General features: G+C 52.7%; 8 protein-coding genes. 3 read left to right on the top strand and 5 right to left on the bottom strand.

Annotated elements, in window-relative coordinates:
* Position 1: 1 nt before the first annotated feature.
* A complete protein-coding gene (locus EHT87_RS26660) occupies positions 2-2,716 on the bottom strand; it encodes a helix-turn-helix and ligand-binding sensor domain-containing protein (RefSeq protein ID WP_185716358.1) in 2,715 nt (904 codons plus the stop codon).
* A gap of 279 nt (positions 2,717-2,995) precedes the next feature.
* Here EHT87_RS26660 and EHT87_RS26655 point away from each other — a divergent pair, with 279 nt between their 5' ends.
* From EHT87_RS26655 to EHT87_RS26645, 3 genes are all read left to right on the top strand, one after another.
* Positions 2,996-5,968, top strand: coding sequence for a SusC/RagA family TonB-linked outer membrane protein (locus EHT87_RS26655; RefSeq protein WP_124909839.1), 2,973 nt, complete (start codon positions 2,996-2,998; stop codon positions 5,966-5,968).
* 20 nt (positions 5,969-5,988) lie between these two features.
* Complete coding sequence (locus EHT87_RS26650; protein WP_124909838.1) at positions 5,989-7,467, top strand: RagB/SusD family nutrient uptake outer membrane protein; 1,479 nt, start codon at positions 5,989-5,991, stop codon at positions 7,465-7,467.
* A gap of 112 nt (positions 7,468-7,579) precedes the next feature.
* The gene (locus tag EHT87_RS26645; protein WP_124909837.1) at positions 7,580-9,187 is read left to right on the top strand and encodes a glucoamylase family protein; all 1,608 of its coding nucleotides are present in this window, start codon (positions 7,580-7,582) and stop codon (positions 9,185-9,187) included.
* A 5-nt stretch (positions 9,188-9,192) separates the two neighbouring features.
* Here the strand turns inward: EHT87_RS26645 and EHT87_RS31445 are convergent, their stop codons facing one another.
* From EHT87_RS31445 to EHT87_RS26630, 4 genes are all read right to left on the bottom strand, one after another.
* The gene (locus EHT87_RS31445; protein ID WP_185716357.1) at positions 9,193-9,342 is read right to left on the bottom strand and encodes a DUF5989 family protein; all 150 of its coding nucleotides are present in this window, start codon (positions 9,340-9,342) and stop codon (positions 9,193-9,195) included.
* Complete coding sequence (locus EHT87_RS26640) at positions 9,342-11,255, bottom strand: GSCFA domain-containing protein (RefSeq protein ID WP_185716356.1); 1,914 nt, start codon at positions 11,253-11,255, stop codon at positions 9,342-9,344. Before EHT87_RS26640 ends, EHT87_RS31445 begins: the two co-directional genes overlap by 1 nt.
* 307 nt (positions 11,256-11,562) lie before the next feature.
* Positions 11,563-12,933: an enolase C-terminal domain-like protein gene (locus tag EHT87_RS26635; protein WP_374756042.1), complete on the bottom strand. Its 1,371-nt coding sequence runs from the start codon at positions 12,931-12,933 to the stop codon at positions 11,563-11,565.
* Between the two features lie 139 nt (positions 12,934-13,072).
* A complete protein-coding gene (locus EHT87_RS26630; RefSeq protein ID WP_124909836.1) occupies positions 13,073-15,292 on the bottom strand; it encodes an outer membrane protein assembly factor BamB family protein in 2,220 nt (739 codons plus the stop codon).
* Positions 15,293-15,314: the final 22 nt, after the last annotated feature.

The following is a 15,314-nucleotide window of genomic DNA, read 5'->3' as shown; positions in this document are numbered from 1 at the left end:
TTTAAAACGCCATCATAAACTCGTTCAGGTTCGCTTCCTGCGGCAGATCCAATCGTTTCCGCAAGCGGTATCGTTTCAGTTCGACGCCACGAACGGTAATGTTGAGCAATTTGGCGACTTCTTTACTCGACAGGTTCATTCGCAAATAAGCCGCCAGCCGCAGGTCGTCGGGCGTTAAACCGTCGTACTGGCTCAACAATCGTTTGAAGAATTGCTCGTGAACCTTATTGAAATTCTTCTCAAAAACTTTCCAGTCCTGACGGCTTGAGATGTTGGAATCGATCAATTTGACAAGTTGATTGATGTGTCCCGTCGCCTGATCGATGGTTTGCCGTTGCTGAACTTCATCTTTCAGCTTTTCGACTTCGCCCTTTAATTTGAGCAATAAATCGTTTTTATGAATCAGGTTCATCGTCGTGTTGGCCAATTCTTCGGACTTGCCGATGACGTCCTGCTCCAGTTTTTCCTTCTGAACCTGAATAAGTTGCTGCCGGTGACGCTCCTGTTCCCGCGCCAGTTTCTGTTCCATTTGCTGCCGAACCTTGGTTTGATGAGCCGCTACCTGACGTCGGTGGACATAAAAACTGAGGCCAACCAAACCACATCCAAGCAAGCCATAGGCAACATACGCCCACAGGCTCTGGTACCACGGTGGCGAAATTTCAAAAGGAAGCGATGTGACGGAACCGTCCGAGGTAGAGCGTACCTGAAATTCATAGCTCCCCGGCATCAGACTGGCGTACTCTTTTTCGGCCAGCGGACTGAAATCAGACCAGTTCTCATCCAATCCGATCAGACGATAGCTGAATAAAGGCTCCTGAATGGCTTCGGGTTGACTAAACTGAAAAACCAGATGGTTTTCTTTTGCCTTTAAAACGGGTAAAAACGATGCCAGGGCCGACGCCGTACGAAAGGTATAAGAGCGACTTTGAGTACCGTTTATAACGGCCAATTGCCGGATCAGGGGTTTGTTTTTTAGTTGCTGATGTTGCACGGCCGAAAGCTCCTGCCGGGGTAAAAGCGCGTAGCCTTTTTCAAAACAGAGCAGGTAAAACGTAGAGTCCAGCGGCACAATAGCTTCGTAATCGTCCATCCAGGCGATAGGACTGATGGCAAACTCCGCTTTTAGTCCGTTCGGTTGAGTAACCAGAAGGCTACCGTCCTGTCGCAAAAAAAGGTGCTCGCCCTGCCAGCCGGTAAAAATCCGCCGGATTTTACCGGATACGTTCAGGCTTCGTTTTAAGGCTTCGTCCTGAGCAGAAGCCGGTGTCCACCTGAGCCGGTTTACGGTCCGCAAATCCGCCGATAGCTGAATGGAATACACCCCGCGGTGGGCGTGACGCAACCAGATCCGCCCGTCCGAATCTTCCCAAACTTCCCGAATGGGTTCGCTAAAACCCGCGATTAAATGGCTGAATTGCCATTTCCCAGCCGCATCACGGCGATAAACGCCTAAACCGGTGTAGGTCCCCTGCAAAGCAAAGCCGGGTCGGGAAGCCAACGCTCGCAAATTCCAGCCACCCGCCTGCGTAAAAACCGCTTCCCAACCACCCGCGGGCGTTATCCGAAACGTGCCCGCATTATGTCCGCACAACAACTGTCCGTCGAGCACCGTCAAATCCCACACTTGCCCCTGCGAACCTTCAATTAGATGGTAAGCCGGTACGCCGGAAGTCGGAAAATCGCACCAGTAAACGCCGTGGTTCGTCCCTAAATAGAGCCTGTTGTTATACAAAACCGCATCATAAGGCGTTCCTAACTGTCCGTTGGGATCGGTGAAATATTTGAGCGGATAACCAAATGCAATAGCAGTGATACCGTCGTCAAGCCCGGCCCAGACACTGCCCTTGGCGTCGAGCGTCAGGGAGAGAACCGTGTTGTTCTGCAAGCCTTCCCGCTGATTGAGCGAATACAAAATGGCACCCGTAGTATCGGTTATGATAATGCCGTTGAGAATCGTACCGAACGCATACCGCCCATCCGGTAAGGCCAGACCTTTGTTGCATTGATACCGCTGCAAAAACCGGCTGGCTGCGTGATTCAAACGGGAAAGGTGTCCCTTTTCATACTGGAACAAACCATGATCGCGAGTACCGATCAGCAGCCCTTTAGTACCGTATGGTAGAATCGAATGAACAGCCGTAGAAGCCAGTTCATTTGTACCCGGAAGGGTGATGAACTTTCCATTTACTAACTCATACAACCCTTTTCCAATGGATTGAAGATAGTATCGGGTACCGACTTGGTACAGGAAGAGCACATTGCCCGGTAAACGAACTTCGGTAACCTGACCATTCTGGTACAAAAAGCCGGTCGAAAAAGATTGAAAGAATACAAAATCCGGCCCGGGAACGATATTCCAGATTTCTTCCTTTGGAAAAAGCCTGTTGGCGATTAGCCGGGTGAGTGAATGGTAACGCAGTAATCCGGTGGCTGTAGCCTGCCAATAGCCGATCTCGCCCAAACCGCCGGTGTAAATTCTCCCTTTCTGATCACTGGCAACTGAGCGGACAATCTGCTGTTCAGGCAACCGATAGGTCTGCCAGCGTGTTCCGTCGAATTCCAGCAAACCCCTGGAGTTGGCGGCATACAGGAAGCCGGTGGTCGTATCCTGGCAAAGTGACCAGTTTTGGTTGTAGGCCTGGTAGTCCTGCTTGGAAAAATTACGAAGATACGGGGCAAAGAATAAATTTCGGGAAGTTGGTGCAGCATTCAAATTGGATACAAAGAGTAACCAAATAAGGATATTTATAAATAGAGCTGTTGGCTGATTTCTAATTGGCATGATGAGTAAGCGTAGTCTTCAAGAAAAATTATCTAAAATATAATTTCCTGTTTATTAGGTTATTAACTAATTATTATATAGCATTTTCTATCTTTTAACTATTTTTATAGTTAAAATGATGTAGTACTGATGTACCCCTTTTTAACAGAATCTGGTAGGAGTTCGTTTACCTTTGAGCTAAGAATAAGCAAACTATTTATCAGAAAAATTATGGAGAGGGGTGTACTGGGTTTAATTACTCTTTTGCTGTTTACGGCCTCGGCCTGGGCGCAGCAACGGGTCAATGGGAAGGTGACGGCAGTCGACGGTTCGGTATTGCCGGGCGTTAGCGTTCAGATTAAGAATACAACAAAGGGAGCGAATACCGATGCGAACGGTCAATACAGCATTGAAGCTAACCAGGGAGACGTTTTGGTTTTCAGCTTTATTGGAATGAAAACCGCCGAACGCACCGTAAGCGGTTCGACGGTGGATGTCCAACTGGAGGAAGATGTAACGACGCTGACGGAAGTTGTTACGGTTGGATACGGTGTGCAACGGAAGGCGGACGTAACGGGGGCCATTTCTACCGTGAGAGCCCAGGATATTGCCAGCCGTCCGGTTTCTACTGCGACACAAGCCCTGCAAGGCAAAGCCGCCGGGGTGTTGATCACCACCAACCAGGGCTTGCCGGGAGCGGCACCAAACGTTCGGATTCGGGGCGTTGGTACGGTGGGCAATAGCAATCCGCTGTATGTGGTCGACGGGATGTTTGTCGATGACATCCGGTTTTTGAACCCATCCGACATTCAGACTATCGATGTATTGAAAGATGCCTCTTCGCTGGCCATCTACGGGGTTCGGGGCGCCAATGGCGTGGTTTTGGTGACAACCAAAAGCGGCAAATCCGGCCGGACAACGTTCAATTACGAAGGCTTTGGCGGGGTTACGCAGCTCAGTAAAAAGCTCAAAATGACGAATGCCAGCGAGTTTGCCACTTTGGTAAATGAAGTGGCCGTCAGTGAAGGCGGGCAGCCCAAATTCCCGAATCCAGCCTCCTTTGGTGCCGGAACGGACTGGTTCGATTACATCTTCCGCAACGGGAGTGTGCAAAGTCACCAAATTACAGCTTCGGGTGGGAACGAGCGGGTTACCTTCAACGTGAGTGGCAGCTATTATGACGAAAAAGGAATCGTCGATCAGTCAGCCTACAGCCGATTGACGTTCCGGTTGAACAATACCTACAAGCTAACGGGCAATTTCCGGCTTGGCAACAACCTGGCGTTCTCACGGTCGCAATCCAATAACATTCCGGCGGGAATTGTTCAGACTGCCTACAACGCCGATCCGACCATCACACCGATCAATGCCAACGGAACCTACGGTTTTTCGAGCGTCAGTACGGTGGCGAATCCGGCAGCGGTATTGGCTTATCAAACCGACGACATTGCCAAAAGTGGCCAGCTGGTCGGGAATATTTATGGTGAGCTCGACTTTCTGAAATCGTTTACGGCACGTTCCAGCTTCGGAGTAGATCTGGGACTGACCAACAGCAGCGTTTATCTGCCGCAATATCTGGTGTCGGCCAGCCAGCGGAATGACCAAAGCAAACTGACCCGTGAATATGGCCTCAATACCACCTGGTTATGGGAAAATACGCTGACATTCAACCGGACGTTCAATAAGATTCATAACGTGAACGTACTGGTGGGAGCTACGGCGCAGAATAGTCGTGCCGACGTGTTGCAGGGCATCCGATTCAACGTGCCGGGGTATAACAACAACGTTAAATTCCTTTCGCTGGGCAGTACCGTCGGCGCGCAAACGACCGACAATCCCGACAACCGGAGTTACGAATTCACCTACGCATCGTACCTGTTTCGGGTCAACTACAATTTGCTGGACCGGTATTTACTGACGGTGAGTCTCCGGCGGGATGGCTCGTCGCGCTTTCCGCCCGAAAGCCGGTGGGCCACCTTTCCGGCCGTTGGTCTGGGCTGGCGTATTATCGACGAACCCTTCATGGCAAACCAGGAGTTGTTCAGCAATCTGAAATTGCGGGCTAGCTATGGCAAGCTCGGTAACACCAACATTCCCAATTATTTGTACTATTCCCGCATTAGCAGCGGCCTGAACGCCATTTTTGGATCAGGACAAACCCTGCAGCAGGGCGCCACGTTGCAAAGTACCAACACCTCGAACCTGCTCTGGGAAACCGTTACCCAAACGGATATTGGCCTGGAAATGGGATTTTTCAACAACCGTCTAACGGCCGAAATTGACTATTACAACCGGAATACGTCCGACATGATCCTGAATGTCAACATCGGGAATGGCCGTCAGGTGCAGGCCAATGCCGCCAGTGCCTACAACCGGGGTTTTGAATTAACGACGGGCTGGAACGATACCGCAGGGGACCTGAAATACAGCCTGAACGCCAACCTGACGACGGTACAAAACGAAGTGACGAACCTCGGCAATGGCGGTATTCCAATCATTGGCGGTAGCCTGGGCAACGGACGGACGGCCACACTGACGGACGTGGGCCGACCCATTGGTGCGTTCTTCGGCTACAACCGGGTGGGCGTTTTCCAGTCCGCCGACGAAGTGCGGGGCAGTGCTCAACCCAACGCCAAACCGGGCGATTTGCGGTATGAGGACGTCAATGGCGATGGCGTAATCAATGGCGATGACCGCGTTTACCTGGGAACACCCATTCCGAAACTGTTCTGGGGCTTCAATACCAACTTTGCCTTCAAAGGCTTTGATCTGGGCGTCGATTTGCAGGGATCGCACGGAAACAAAATTTACAACGGTCGGCGGGCCGTGCGTTTCGGAAACGAAAACTACGAACGGATTGCTCTGGAACGCTGGACGCCCCAAAATCCGTCGACCACCCAACCGCGCCTGACCAACGGCGGACCCAACTACGATGTGTCGAATTACTTCATCGAAAGCGGTTCCTTCGTCCGGATCCGGAACATTCAGATCGGCTATACCCTGCCTGCGACCTTGCTGCGTTCGCTGGGCGTTCGCTCCATCCGGGCGTATGTCAACGCGCTGAACCCGGTTACGTTCACCAACTATTCGGGCTTTTCGCCGGAAGTGGGCGGCAACGACGCCAGTACGCTGAGTCGTGGGGTCGATCTGGACGTCGTACCGGTATACCGCACGACAACGGTGGGTTTACAAATTGGATTTTAATCTTAAAACGGGCAACAACCATGATTTCCATATCGAAACAGTTTTTAAGAATCGCCCTGGTGGGTTCCCTCATGCTGACGGGGCAGGCCTGTAGTGAAGAATTTCTGGACAAAAAACCGCAGGGCGAACTGATTACCGAGGATTTTTTCAACAGCCAGGAAGGGGCTGTTCAGGCTACCAATGCCATTTACTGGCAGCTTCGCCAGTGGCCAACTCACGTTTTTGCGTTTATCGGTATTTCAAGTTTAACGTCGGATGACGCCGAAAAAGGGAGCGAGCCGGGCGATGCGAGTTTCCTGAGCGAGTTCGACCAGTTTACGGTTACATCGACCAACGGCGGGTTGAATGATTTCTGGAATGGTCAGTATCTGGGTATTGCCAAAGCCAACCAGGTGATCGAACGGGTTCCGGCCATCGAAATGGATGAAACCCTCAAAGCGCGGCTGATTGGCGAAGCGAAAATGCTGCGGGCCTACCTGTACTTCAATCTGGTGCGGGCCTTTGGCGGTGTTCCGCTCATTACGCAGTTGCAGGACGACAACGCCCCGGCCGTGCCGCGGGCCAGTAAGCAGGCGATTTACCAGCAGATTGAAAAGGATCTGAACGATGCCATTGCGGTACTGCCGGAAAAATCACAATATGCAGCCACCGAACTGGGCCGGGCCACCAAAGGAGCGGCCAAAGGCTGGCTGGCGAAAGTGTCGATGTATCAGGGAAAATGGAGCGAAGTGCTCCGGCTGACGACCGAAATCATGCAATCGGGCCAGTACGACCTGAAAACGCCTTACGAAGTCATTTTCACCGAAGCCGGGGAGAATACATCCGAATCGCTGTTTGAAGTACAAAATGCTGCCTTGCCACAAGGTGGGGGAGGATCGCAGTACGCGGAGGTTCAAAGCGTGCGCGGACAATTTGGCTGGGGATTCAACGTGCCATCCGAAGATCTGGTGAAATCTTACGAACCCGGTGATCCGCGAAAAGCGGCCACGATCATCGAGCGGGGCGAAACCATGCCCGATGGGGTCGTGATCATTCAGAATGCGACAAATCCATACTACAATCAAAAGGCGTATGTGGCGCAGAATGAAACCAGGTCGCCCAACGGTCTGGGTGATTCCAACAAGAACATTCGCCTGTTGCGGTATGCCGATATTGTGCTGATGAATGCCGAAGCCGCCAACGAACTGGGGCAATCCCAGCAAGCCGTCACGTCGCTGAATGCCGTTCGGGCGCGGGCGCGGGGCAGCAATGCCGCTATTTTGCCAAACGTGGTTTTCGCCAGCAAAGAGCAATTGAAAGCCGCCATCTGGAAGGAACGCCGGGCCGAACTGGCCATGGAACACGACCGCTTCTGGGATCTGGTCCGGCAGGGCAGAGCCGGTACGGTCTTGCGGGCGCTCGGGAAGCAATTTGTCGACGGAAAGAATGAAGTAATGCCCATTCCGCAGCCGCAGATCGACGCCAGCGGGGGCATCTTGACGCAAAATCCCGGTTATTAATTTGGTGATGATGGGAACGCGGATTGAACGGATTGAACGGATCAAAACTGATTTTTATCTGTGTTAATCCGTTGTATCCGCTCAATCCGCGTTCCCATCCAATTCTGTAAGCATGAGAATTTTAAAAGTACTTTTTCTCTTTTTCCCGGTTTTGAGTTGGCTGGCCACCTGTTCGGCGCAGTCTCCGAAAGAAACCCTTCTTCCCCTTGCCAACGAATACAGTGAGTACCTCGAAACCGTCCAGAAAGCAACTTTTCAGTATTTCTGGGATTTCGCGCACCCGGTTTCCGGACTGGCTCCCGAGCGAACCGCCACGCCCAACATCGTGACGACGGGCGGCAGCGGTTTTGGTATTATGGCCATCATCGTGGCCGCCGACCGCCGTTGGGTAACCCGCGACCAGGCCGTGCAGCAGTTGCAGAAGATAACCGGTTTTCTCGAAAAAGCCGACCGGTTTCACGGCGCCTGGCCGCACTGGCTTGATGGCAATTCCGGGAAAGTGATTCCGTTTTCGGAACACGACAACGGCGGGGATCTGGTCGAAACGGCTTTTCTGATCAACGGCCTGCTGAGCGCGCGGACGTATTTTGATGGCAACACCGCTGCCGAAAAAGACCTGCGGCAACGGATCGATAAACTCTGGCGGGACATGGAGTGGGACTGGTACGTCCGCGACGGCAAACTGCTCTGGCACTGGTCGCCCAATCACGAATGGAAAATGAATCATCCCCTTCGCGGGCACGACGAAACGTTCATTACTTACGTGCTGGCGCTCGGTTCGCCGACCCACGCCATCAAACCGGAGGTGTACCAGAACACCTACAAACAAGGCGACCATTACGTCAACGGGCAGACGTATTTCGGGTATAAACTGCCGCTGGGTTTTCCGATGGGCGGGCCGTTGTTCTTCACGCATTATTCCTTTTTGAGCCTCGATCCGCGGCTGATGCAGGATGAGCAGACAAACTACTGGCAGCAGAACCTGAACCACACGCTCATCAACCGGGCGCACTGTCTGCAACCGCGTCAGGCGATGTTTGGCTACGGGCCGGGCAACTGGGGACTGACCGCCAGCGATGACTATAATTTCTACGACGCCCATTCGCCAACGAACGACAACGGTACCATCAGCCCGACGGCGGCCTTGTCTTCATTTCCGTACACGCCGTATTACTCGATGCAGGTGCTGCGTAATTTGTACTTGCGGGAAGGCAACCGGTTTTTTGGACCTTACGGTTTTTACGATGCCTACAACAAAGGATTGAACTGGTATTCCAACCAATATCTGGCGATCGATCAGGGTCCAATTGTGGTCATGATGGAAAATTACCGCTCGGGTCTGCTCTGGAAACTGGGTGAAAAAACGCCGGAACTCTGGACGGGATTAACCAAAATGGGTGTCAAAAAACCGGTTTATCCGACCGGTTTCTATGCCTACGCCCCGGACTTCCGGACCGGGTATGTCGATCTCTGGAAACACCCCGACCGGGGCGCGTATGTACTGGATTTTGCCGTAAAAGGCACCCAGGCCGTAGTGCTGACGGTTTTTGACGAATCAGGCCGGGAGGTACGCCAACTAATCGACAACAAAACCTGTCCTGAAGGCATGCAGCAACTGACGTTCCAGATTCCGCAGGGGAAATACGAATTTGAATTTGTGCAGGGCGCTGAAAAGCAGCGTGTTAAGATGTCACTTCATCAAAGTGTTGACAACCAGTAATAGGACTAGAAAAGTGAATAAATAAACGGAGCCAGCGCCGAACCCGTCGTTAAAATCGTCAAGGCACTCAGGAGCAGCAGGAGAATCAGCAACGGATAGAGCCAATACCGCTTGCGGGTGCGCATGAAAAGCCAGAATTCGCGTAGAAACTCCATCACTCGGATTCGTTTTTAATTGCCTGAAGTTGGGATTTTAATTGCAGAGCCACGGCATTCCGGGGGTCGGTTCGGAGCGATTTCGCCACGTACTTAGCCGCCCCGGCGGTATTGGCAAATTTCAAATAACCGGCGGCTAACTGATTGCTCATCAGCACGTTCGTAGTGTCTGTTAAATACCGGTTTTTGACGGCAACCAACTGCTCGACGAAGGTTTGCAGCTCGTTCAGGCTGAACTTCGTTTCGTTGTGGGCGGCTGCGTAGCGCAGATAAACCAGTGCTTCGTCCGGACGATCCAGTTTCAAGAGTGTAATAAACAAGCTCTGCGCCGTAGAAAAGGTCTCCTCCAGTTGAAAGGCTTTTTTCAGGTACCAGACCGCCTGCTCATGCTGGTTTAGATTCAGGGATAATTTCCCGGCCTGTTCGTAAAAACCGGGTTCATACGGATATTCCAGCGACAAGGCTTCGGTGACCCGTAACGCGCCCTGTGGATTATTCACTTTCTGGTAATGCGCCAGCAGTTGATCCATCGCGTCGCGCCAGGAAATCTGTTTTACTACCAACGCCCCCGCCAGTTGCTCTTCCACGGTTTTGGCCCGCTTTTCTTCCGGCGGCATCCGTTCGTTAAAAGGCCAGCCTTCCTTCAGAATCATCATTTCAAACACCCCTTTCAGCGAATCGACCGGCGTAATTGGCATCTGCTTTCGTACTTGATCGAACGAAATTTCGTTTTTCCAGTCGGCGGCAATGAGTCGCTTTTTTTTCAGGGCTTCGTAAAATGCATCCGACAGGAGCGCATACCCGTACAAATTGGGGTGAACATGTTCCAGTAAGGTTTCTTTGCCCAGAATCCCGTTGGGTGAATTCCGTTCAAAAACCGCTTTGGCGTCCACTTCCGTCACGTTCGGGTAGTGGGCGGCCAACGCCCGAATGACCTGGTTGATGGCTTCCGGTGCCCGAAACCGCAACAAATCCAGCTCTTTCGCCCGACTAAACCGCTGCTTGGCTTCTCGAAAATGGCCACTCGTATAAGCTTGATTAGCAAGGCTATACTGGTATTGAGCCGATTTTTCGGTAGTACCCGGCGCACTGATGAACGGTTTCAAATCTTTTTCGTTACTGACCAGATTGCTGATCAAGACCGGAATGCGACGTTCCGAAAAGAGCTGGCAGAGGTCGTTGAGGTTAGTTTTGAACTGGTCAATTCCGGTCTGATACGTGTCCGAACCGTACGGGATTTGCTGGTCGGCGGCCATGCGTTTCATCAGGTTTTCGCGCAAATCAACGGTTCCGCCCGACGCGATTTTGCGAACCCCGGCCAGCGTGCGGTTCAGAAGCTGCATCAACCGGAATTCGCGAAGTTTCAGAACCAGCCGCACCAGGGCCGGATGACCGCCCAGCGAACTGGTGGAACCAACGCCCATCGCGCCGTAATATTCATTGTGGCCGGTGTAAATCAAAACCGCATCCGGCTCATACTCAATTAGCTGCTTGCCAAAACCGAAAACCGTGTAGGAGTTAACCGCCGTCAGCGACAGGTTGATAATTTCAAAATTGCGGCCTGGAAACGTGTGCAAAAGCCGGTAGTGCAGCCAGCGATGGAACGACCCGTTGTGGAAATACGGATAGCCAATCGTAGTCGATTCGCCCAGCACAAAAATCCGGAAAGTACCCTCGGACTTTTTTTGCCGGAAAGGCTCAAAATTACCGACGGTGGCGTTTTCGGTTTCGGTAAAATACCGCTCCGACGCGTGCGGATTCATGATCAAATAGCCTTTGCGCTGCGGATCGTCCACGAATAACCGGTAATCATGGCCATAGCCGAACAGCCGGAGCAGCCCTTCGGCCAGCGCCAGGGCCAGCAACGGCAACAACAACGCCAGTCCTTTAAATAGCCATATCCGCTTCTTCATCACTAAAATACCCGGCGGTTAGGGGAAGGTTTGAAATTCTTCATGACAGAAAACGAAATGCCCTACAGTTTTTCAACGGGCTGGTTGGGCAAAACCCCGGAGGGGTTTCATGTTAATAGCCATTGCTGCAATGAATGGCGCATAAGCTCCGGAGGAGCGTCCTAGGATTAAGGACGCTCCTCCGGAGCTCATCATGAAGAATTTGCCGATTCTGCTATTAACATGAAACCCCTCCGGGGTTCAAGCGGCCCGTTGAAAAAGAGAAATTCTTGCAAAGAAAAGCTATTTAGACTTCCTTACCGGTCTTTTATGGCCGGATAATGGTTCCGTCAATTTTCCGTACCTGCCAGTTCGACTTGGTACCGATGGGGTATTTGGCCGCTTCTTTTTCGTTGATGTCCACACCCAGACCCGGCACTTCGTTCACCGACATATACCCTTTATTCATTGTCGGACAGCCGCTGAAGACTTCTTTCATTTTGTCCGAAAACTGCACCGCTTCCTGAATACCGAAGTTCCAGACTGCCAGGTCGATGTGTGCGTGAGCCGCGTGACCCACCGGCGACACATCGCCCGGACCGTGCCAGGCTGTCCGAATATTGAACCATTCGCCCAGTCGGGCTACTTTCATGGCGGGCGTAATACCGCCGATCTGTGAGACGTGAATCCGGATAAAATCGAACCACTGATTCACCATCGGCTCTTTGAATTCATTGATGTTGTTGAACAGTTCGCCCATCGCAATTGGCACCGACGTCGCCTGACGAAGCTGCGCAAACCACTTCATGTTTTCGGGCGAAAAGGGATCTTCGATGAAGAACGGGCGGTATTCCTCCACCTGCTTGATCATGTTGATGGCATCGATGGGCTGAACCCGCTCGTGGATGTCATGCAGCAATTCGATCTCATCTCCGCATTGTTTCCGAACATACTCAAACATTTTGGGAACGGATTTCAGGTACATCCGCTCGTTCATGTAGTTGTCGGTTTGACCCCCAAAACCGGCGGCTTTGAAGTCAGGCTGTGCGGTATTGGCTCCCACGGCCCCGTAGCCACCCTGCTGAATCCGGATGTATTTGTAACCGTCTTCCATGAGCTTTTTCACGCTTTCGGCGGCCGCTTCGGGGGTGTTGCCGCCCGCGTGGGTGTAACACGGAATCGCAAACCGCGCTTTTCCGCCCAGCAACTGATACACGGGCATGTTGGCGCGCTTGCCCTTGATGTCCCACAGTGCCTGATCAAGCCCCGAAAGAGCGTTGTTCAAAACCGGGCCGTTGCGCCAGTAGGAACTGACGTAAGCCGCCTGCCACATGTCTTCGATGTTATCCACATCTTTTCCCACACAAAATTCATTCAGGTAGGTATTGATGGCGACCACCACCACCGCAGCCCGTTGTGTAAACGTCGCGCAGCCCAGACCGTATAAACCCGGTTCGGTGGTTTCAACTTTGACCACGATGAGGTTCGATCCCTGGGGCGCGGTGGCAATCGCTTTCACCGATTTGATTTTGACCGGAGCCATTGCTTTGGCGTACGAGGGCGTCCCTTGCTGCTCGCGGGCTTCGGCGGTGGAGATGCCCCCGAATAAACCCAGCAAACCGGCTGACGAGCCAAAACCTATTTTCTTCAACGTCTCGCGACGGCTGTTCATTTCGGCAAAGTTTTCGTTTTTTTCCATGTTTATCAGAAAAAGGTTTAGATGCAACTTTGAATGAGTTTATGGTTTAAAGTTTAGCGTTTACAGTTGAAGCCGGATAAGGATAAAAATGGCTAAGTGACAGAACTTAAAAACCATAAACTTTAAACCATGAACTGTCTTACGGCAAGGCAAACGCAATGTACGAACCGCCCGGTTTGTGACCATTTTTAACTCCACCGGCGGCAATGACGACGTATTGTTTGCCACCAACCTGGTATGTGATCGGCGTAGCAAAACCGCCCGCCGGAAGTTGGTATTCCCAGACTACCTTGCCGGTTTTTTTGTCAAAAGCCCGGATTCGCTCGTCTTTGGTAGCGGCAATAAAGACCAGGCCGCCCGCCGTGACGATTGGCCCGCCGTAATTTTCGGTGCCGGTAATCGGTACGCCTTTTTTGGTTAACTCCGGAAATTCGCCCAGCGGAACCCGCCACAAATACTCACCGGTATTCAGATCAATGGCGTTGAGCGTGCCCCAGGGCGGTTTTACGGCCGGATACCCGTTCGGGTCGAAAAACCGCGTGTAGCCATTATTGATGTAAGGCGGGATGTACGGAAAATCTACTTTTTCATCCGTTGCGGTCAAAACCGGGGCGTTGTGCTGATCCTGACTTTCGGCGGGTTTGGGTTCCGCTTGTTTGGTGTCGGCATTCATCAAATACCGGACGAGCGTAAAGCGGTCCTGATCGGAAATGTGCTGAAACGACGGCATCCGGCCCCGGCCGGATTTCAGCACGGCGTTGATTTCGGGGGGCGAAAGCCGCTTGCCAATGTCGACCAGGCTGGGGTATTCCTGGCCGCTGCCTTTCCGGTCGGGCCCGTGACAGGCCGCGCAATTGGCCTGATACAGCGTTTTTCCTTTCGAGGCAATTTCGGCGTTTCGGGCCGCCAGGTCCGCCATCCTCAAATCCCAAACCATTTCGTTCGAGTTCTGGTACAGAATACCCTGCGGATCGCTGGCGTTTCCGCCCCATTCTGCTCCGCCACCGATTCCGAAAAACAGCGTTCCTTCCAAACTGGGGGGCATGAACTTGTCGCCGGAGCGGGTTTTCGAAAACCGTTCTTTCACAAAGGCGTGCGCTTCGGGTGTGAGGTCGGTGATGTCGGCTTCCGTAAACACCTGCCGGGCAAAGGGTGCGGGTTTTAGCGGGAACTTCTGCGTCGGCCAGGGAACTTCGCCGGGCAGCGCGGGCGAGGTCGGCACGTTTCGTTCTTCCACCGGGAAAAGCGATTCGCCGGTATCGCGATTGAGCACATACACCAGACCATCTTTGGTGGTTTGGGCCACGGCGTCGACGGTTTTTCCGTGGTGCTTCACCGTCACCAGATTGGGCGGACAGGGCAGATCGCGGTCCCACAAATCGTGGTGAATCGTCTGGTAAAACCACTGCATTTTGCCGGTTTCGGCATTCAGCGCCAGAATGCAATCGGAATACAGATTTTGTCCGGCCCGAATACCGCCGTAGAAATCTACGGAAGGCGAACCGGTTCCGAAATAAACCATTCCCCGCTTTTCGTCGAGGACCATACCAGCCCAGTTGTTAGCACCGCCAATGCGTTTGTAGGCATCTTTGGGCCAGGTTTCGTAGCCTTTTTCGCCCGGTTGCGGAATCGTGTGAAAGACCCACAACACCTTTCCGGTCCGGATGTCGAAACCCCGAACGTGGCCCGGTGCCGCATCGCCCTGTTCCGAAACCGCCGAACCCAGCACCAGAACGTCTTTGTAGATGACGCCCGGCGTGGTGGAGGTCACCGACAGTTTGCTCAGATCCCGCTTCGATTCGTCTTCCAGCCCCAGCCGCAGATCGACTTCGCCGTTTTTGCCAAAACCGGCAACGGGTTCGCCCGTCAGTGCGTCGAGGGCATAAAGCGTTGAACCGGCGGAATACAGAATGCGTTTGTCGGTGCCCGGTCCGCCGTCGCGGCTTTCCCAGTACATAACGCCCCGGCTCTGGTTGAACCGGGGTGATTTGTTCTTAAACGGATCGAAAATCCAACGCTGTTCGCCCGTTCCGGCATGAACGGCAAAAAGCTTCAACATTGGCGTAAGCCCGTAGAGAATTCCGTTGACCATAATAGGCTGGCATTGAATTTCCAGCGGTCGACCGGCTTTACCATCGGCACCCGCTGCGTCGAACGTCCAGGCTACTTTCAGGTTTTTTACGTTTTGAAGGTTGATCTGGTTGAGGGGCGAGTAGCGGTTTCCGGCTTTGTTGCCCCCGTAGGAAGGCCAGTCCTGGCCCGCCGGTGGGTTGTTCCCTCCGCCTTTCTGATTCGGAGCGATGGCGGAAATTCCCCAAACCAGCAGCCCCAGCACGATGAATTGCAGCGCATACTTCATGATTGTATCCGGAATAGAAAAG

The sequence above is a fragment of the Larkinella knui genome (assembly GCF_003858645.1).
GTDB lineage: Bacteria > Bacteroidota > Bacteroidia > Cytophagales > Spirosomataceae > Larkinella > Larkinella knui.
This window is presented reverse-complemented; position numbering and strand designations above follow the sequence as displayed.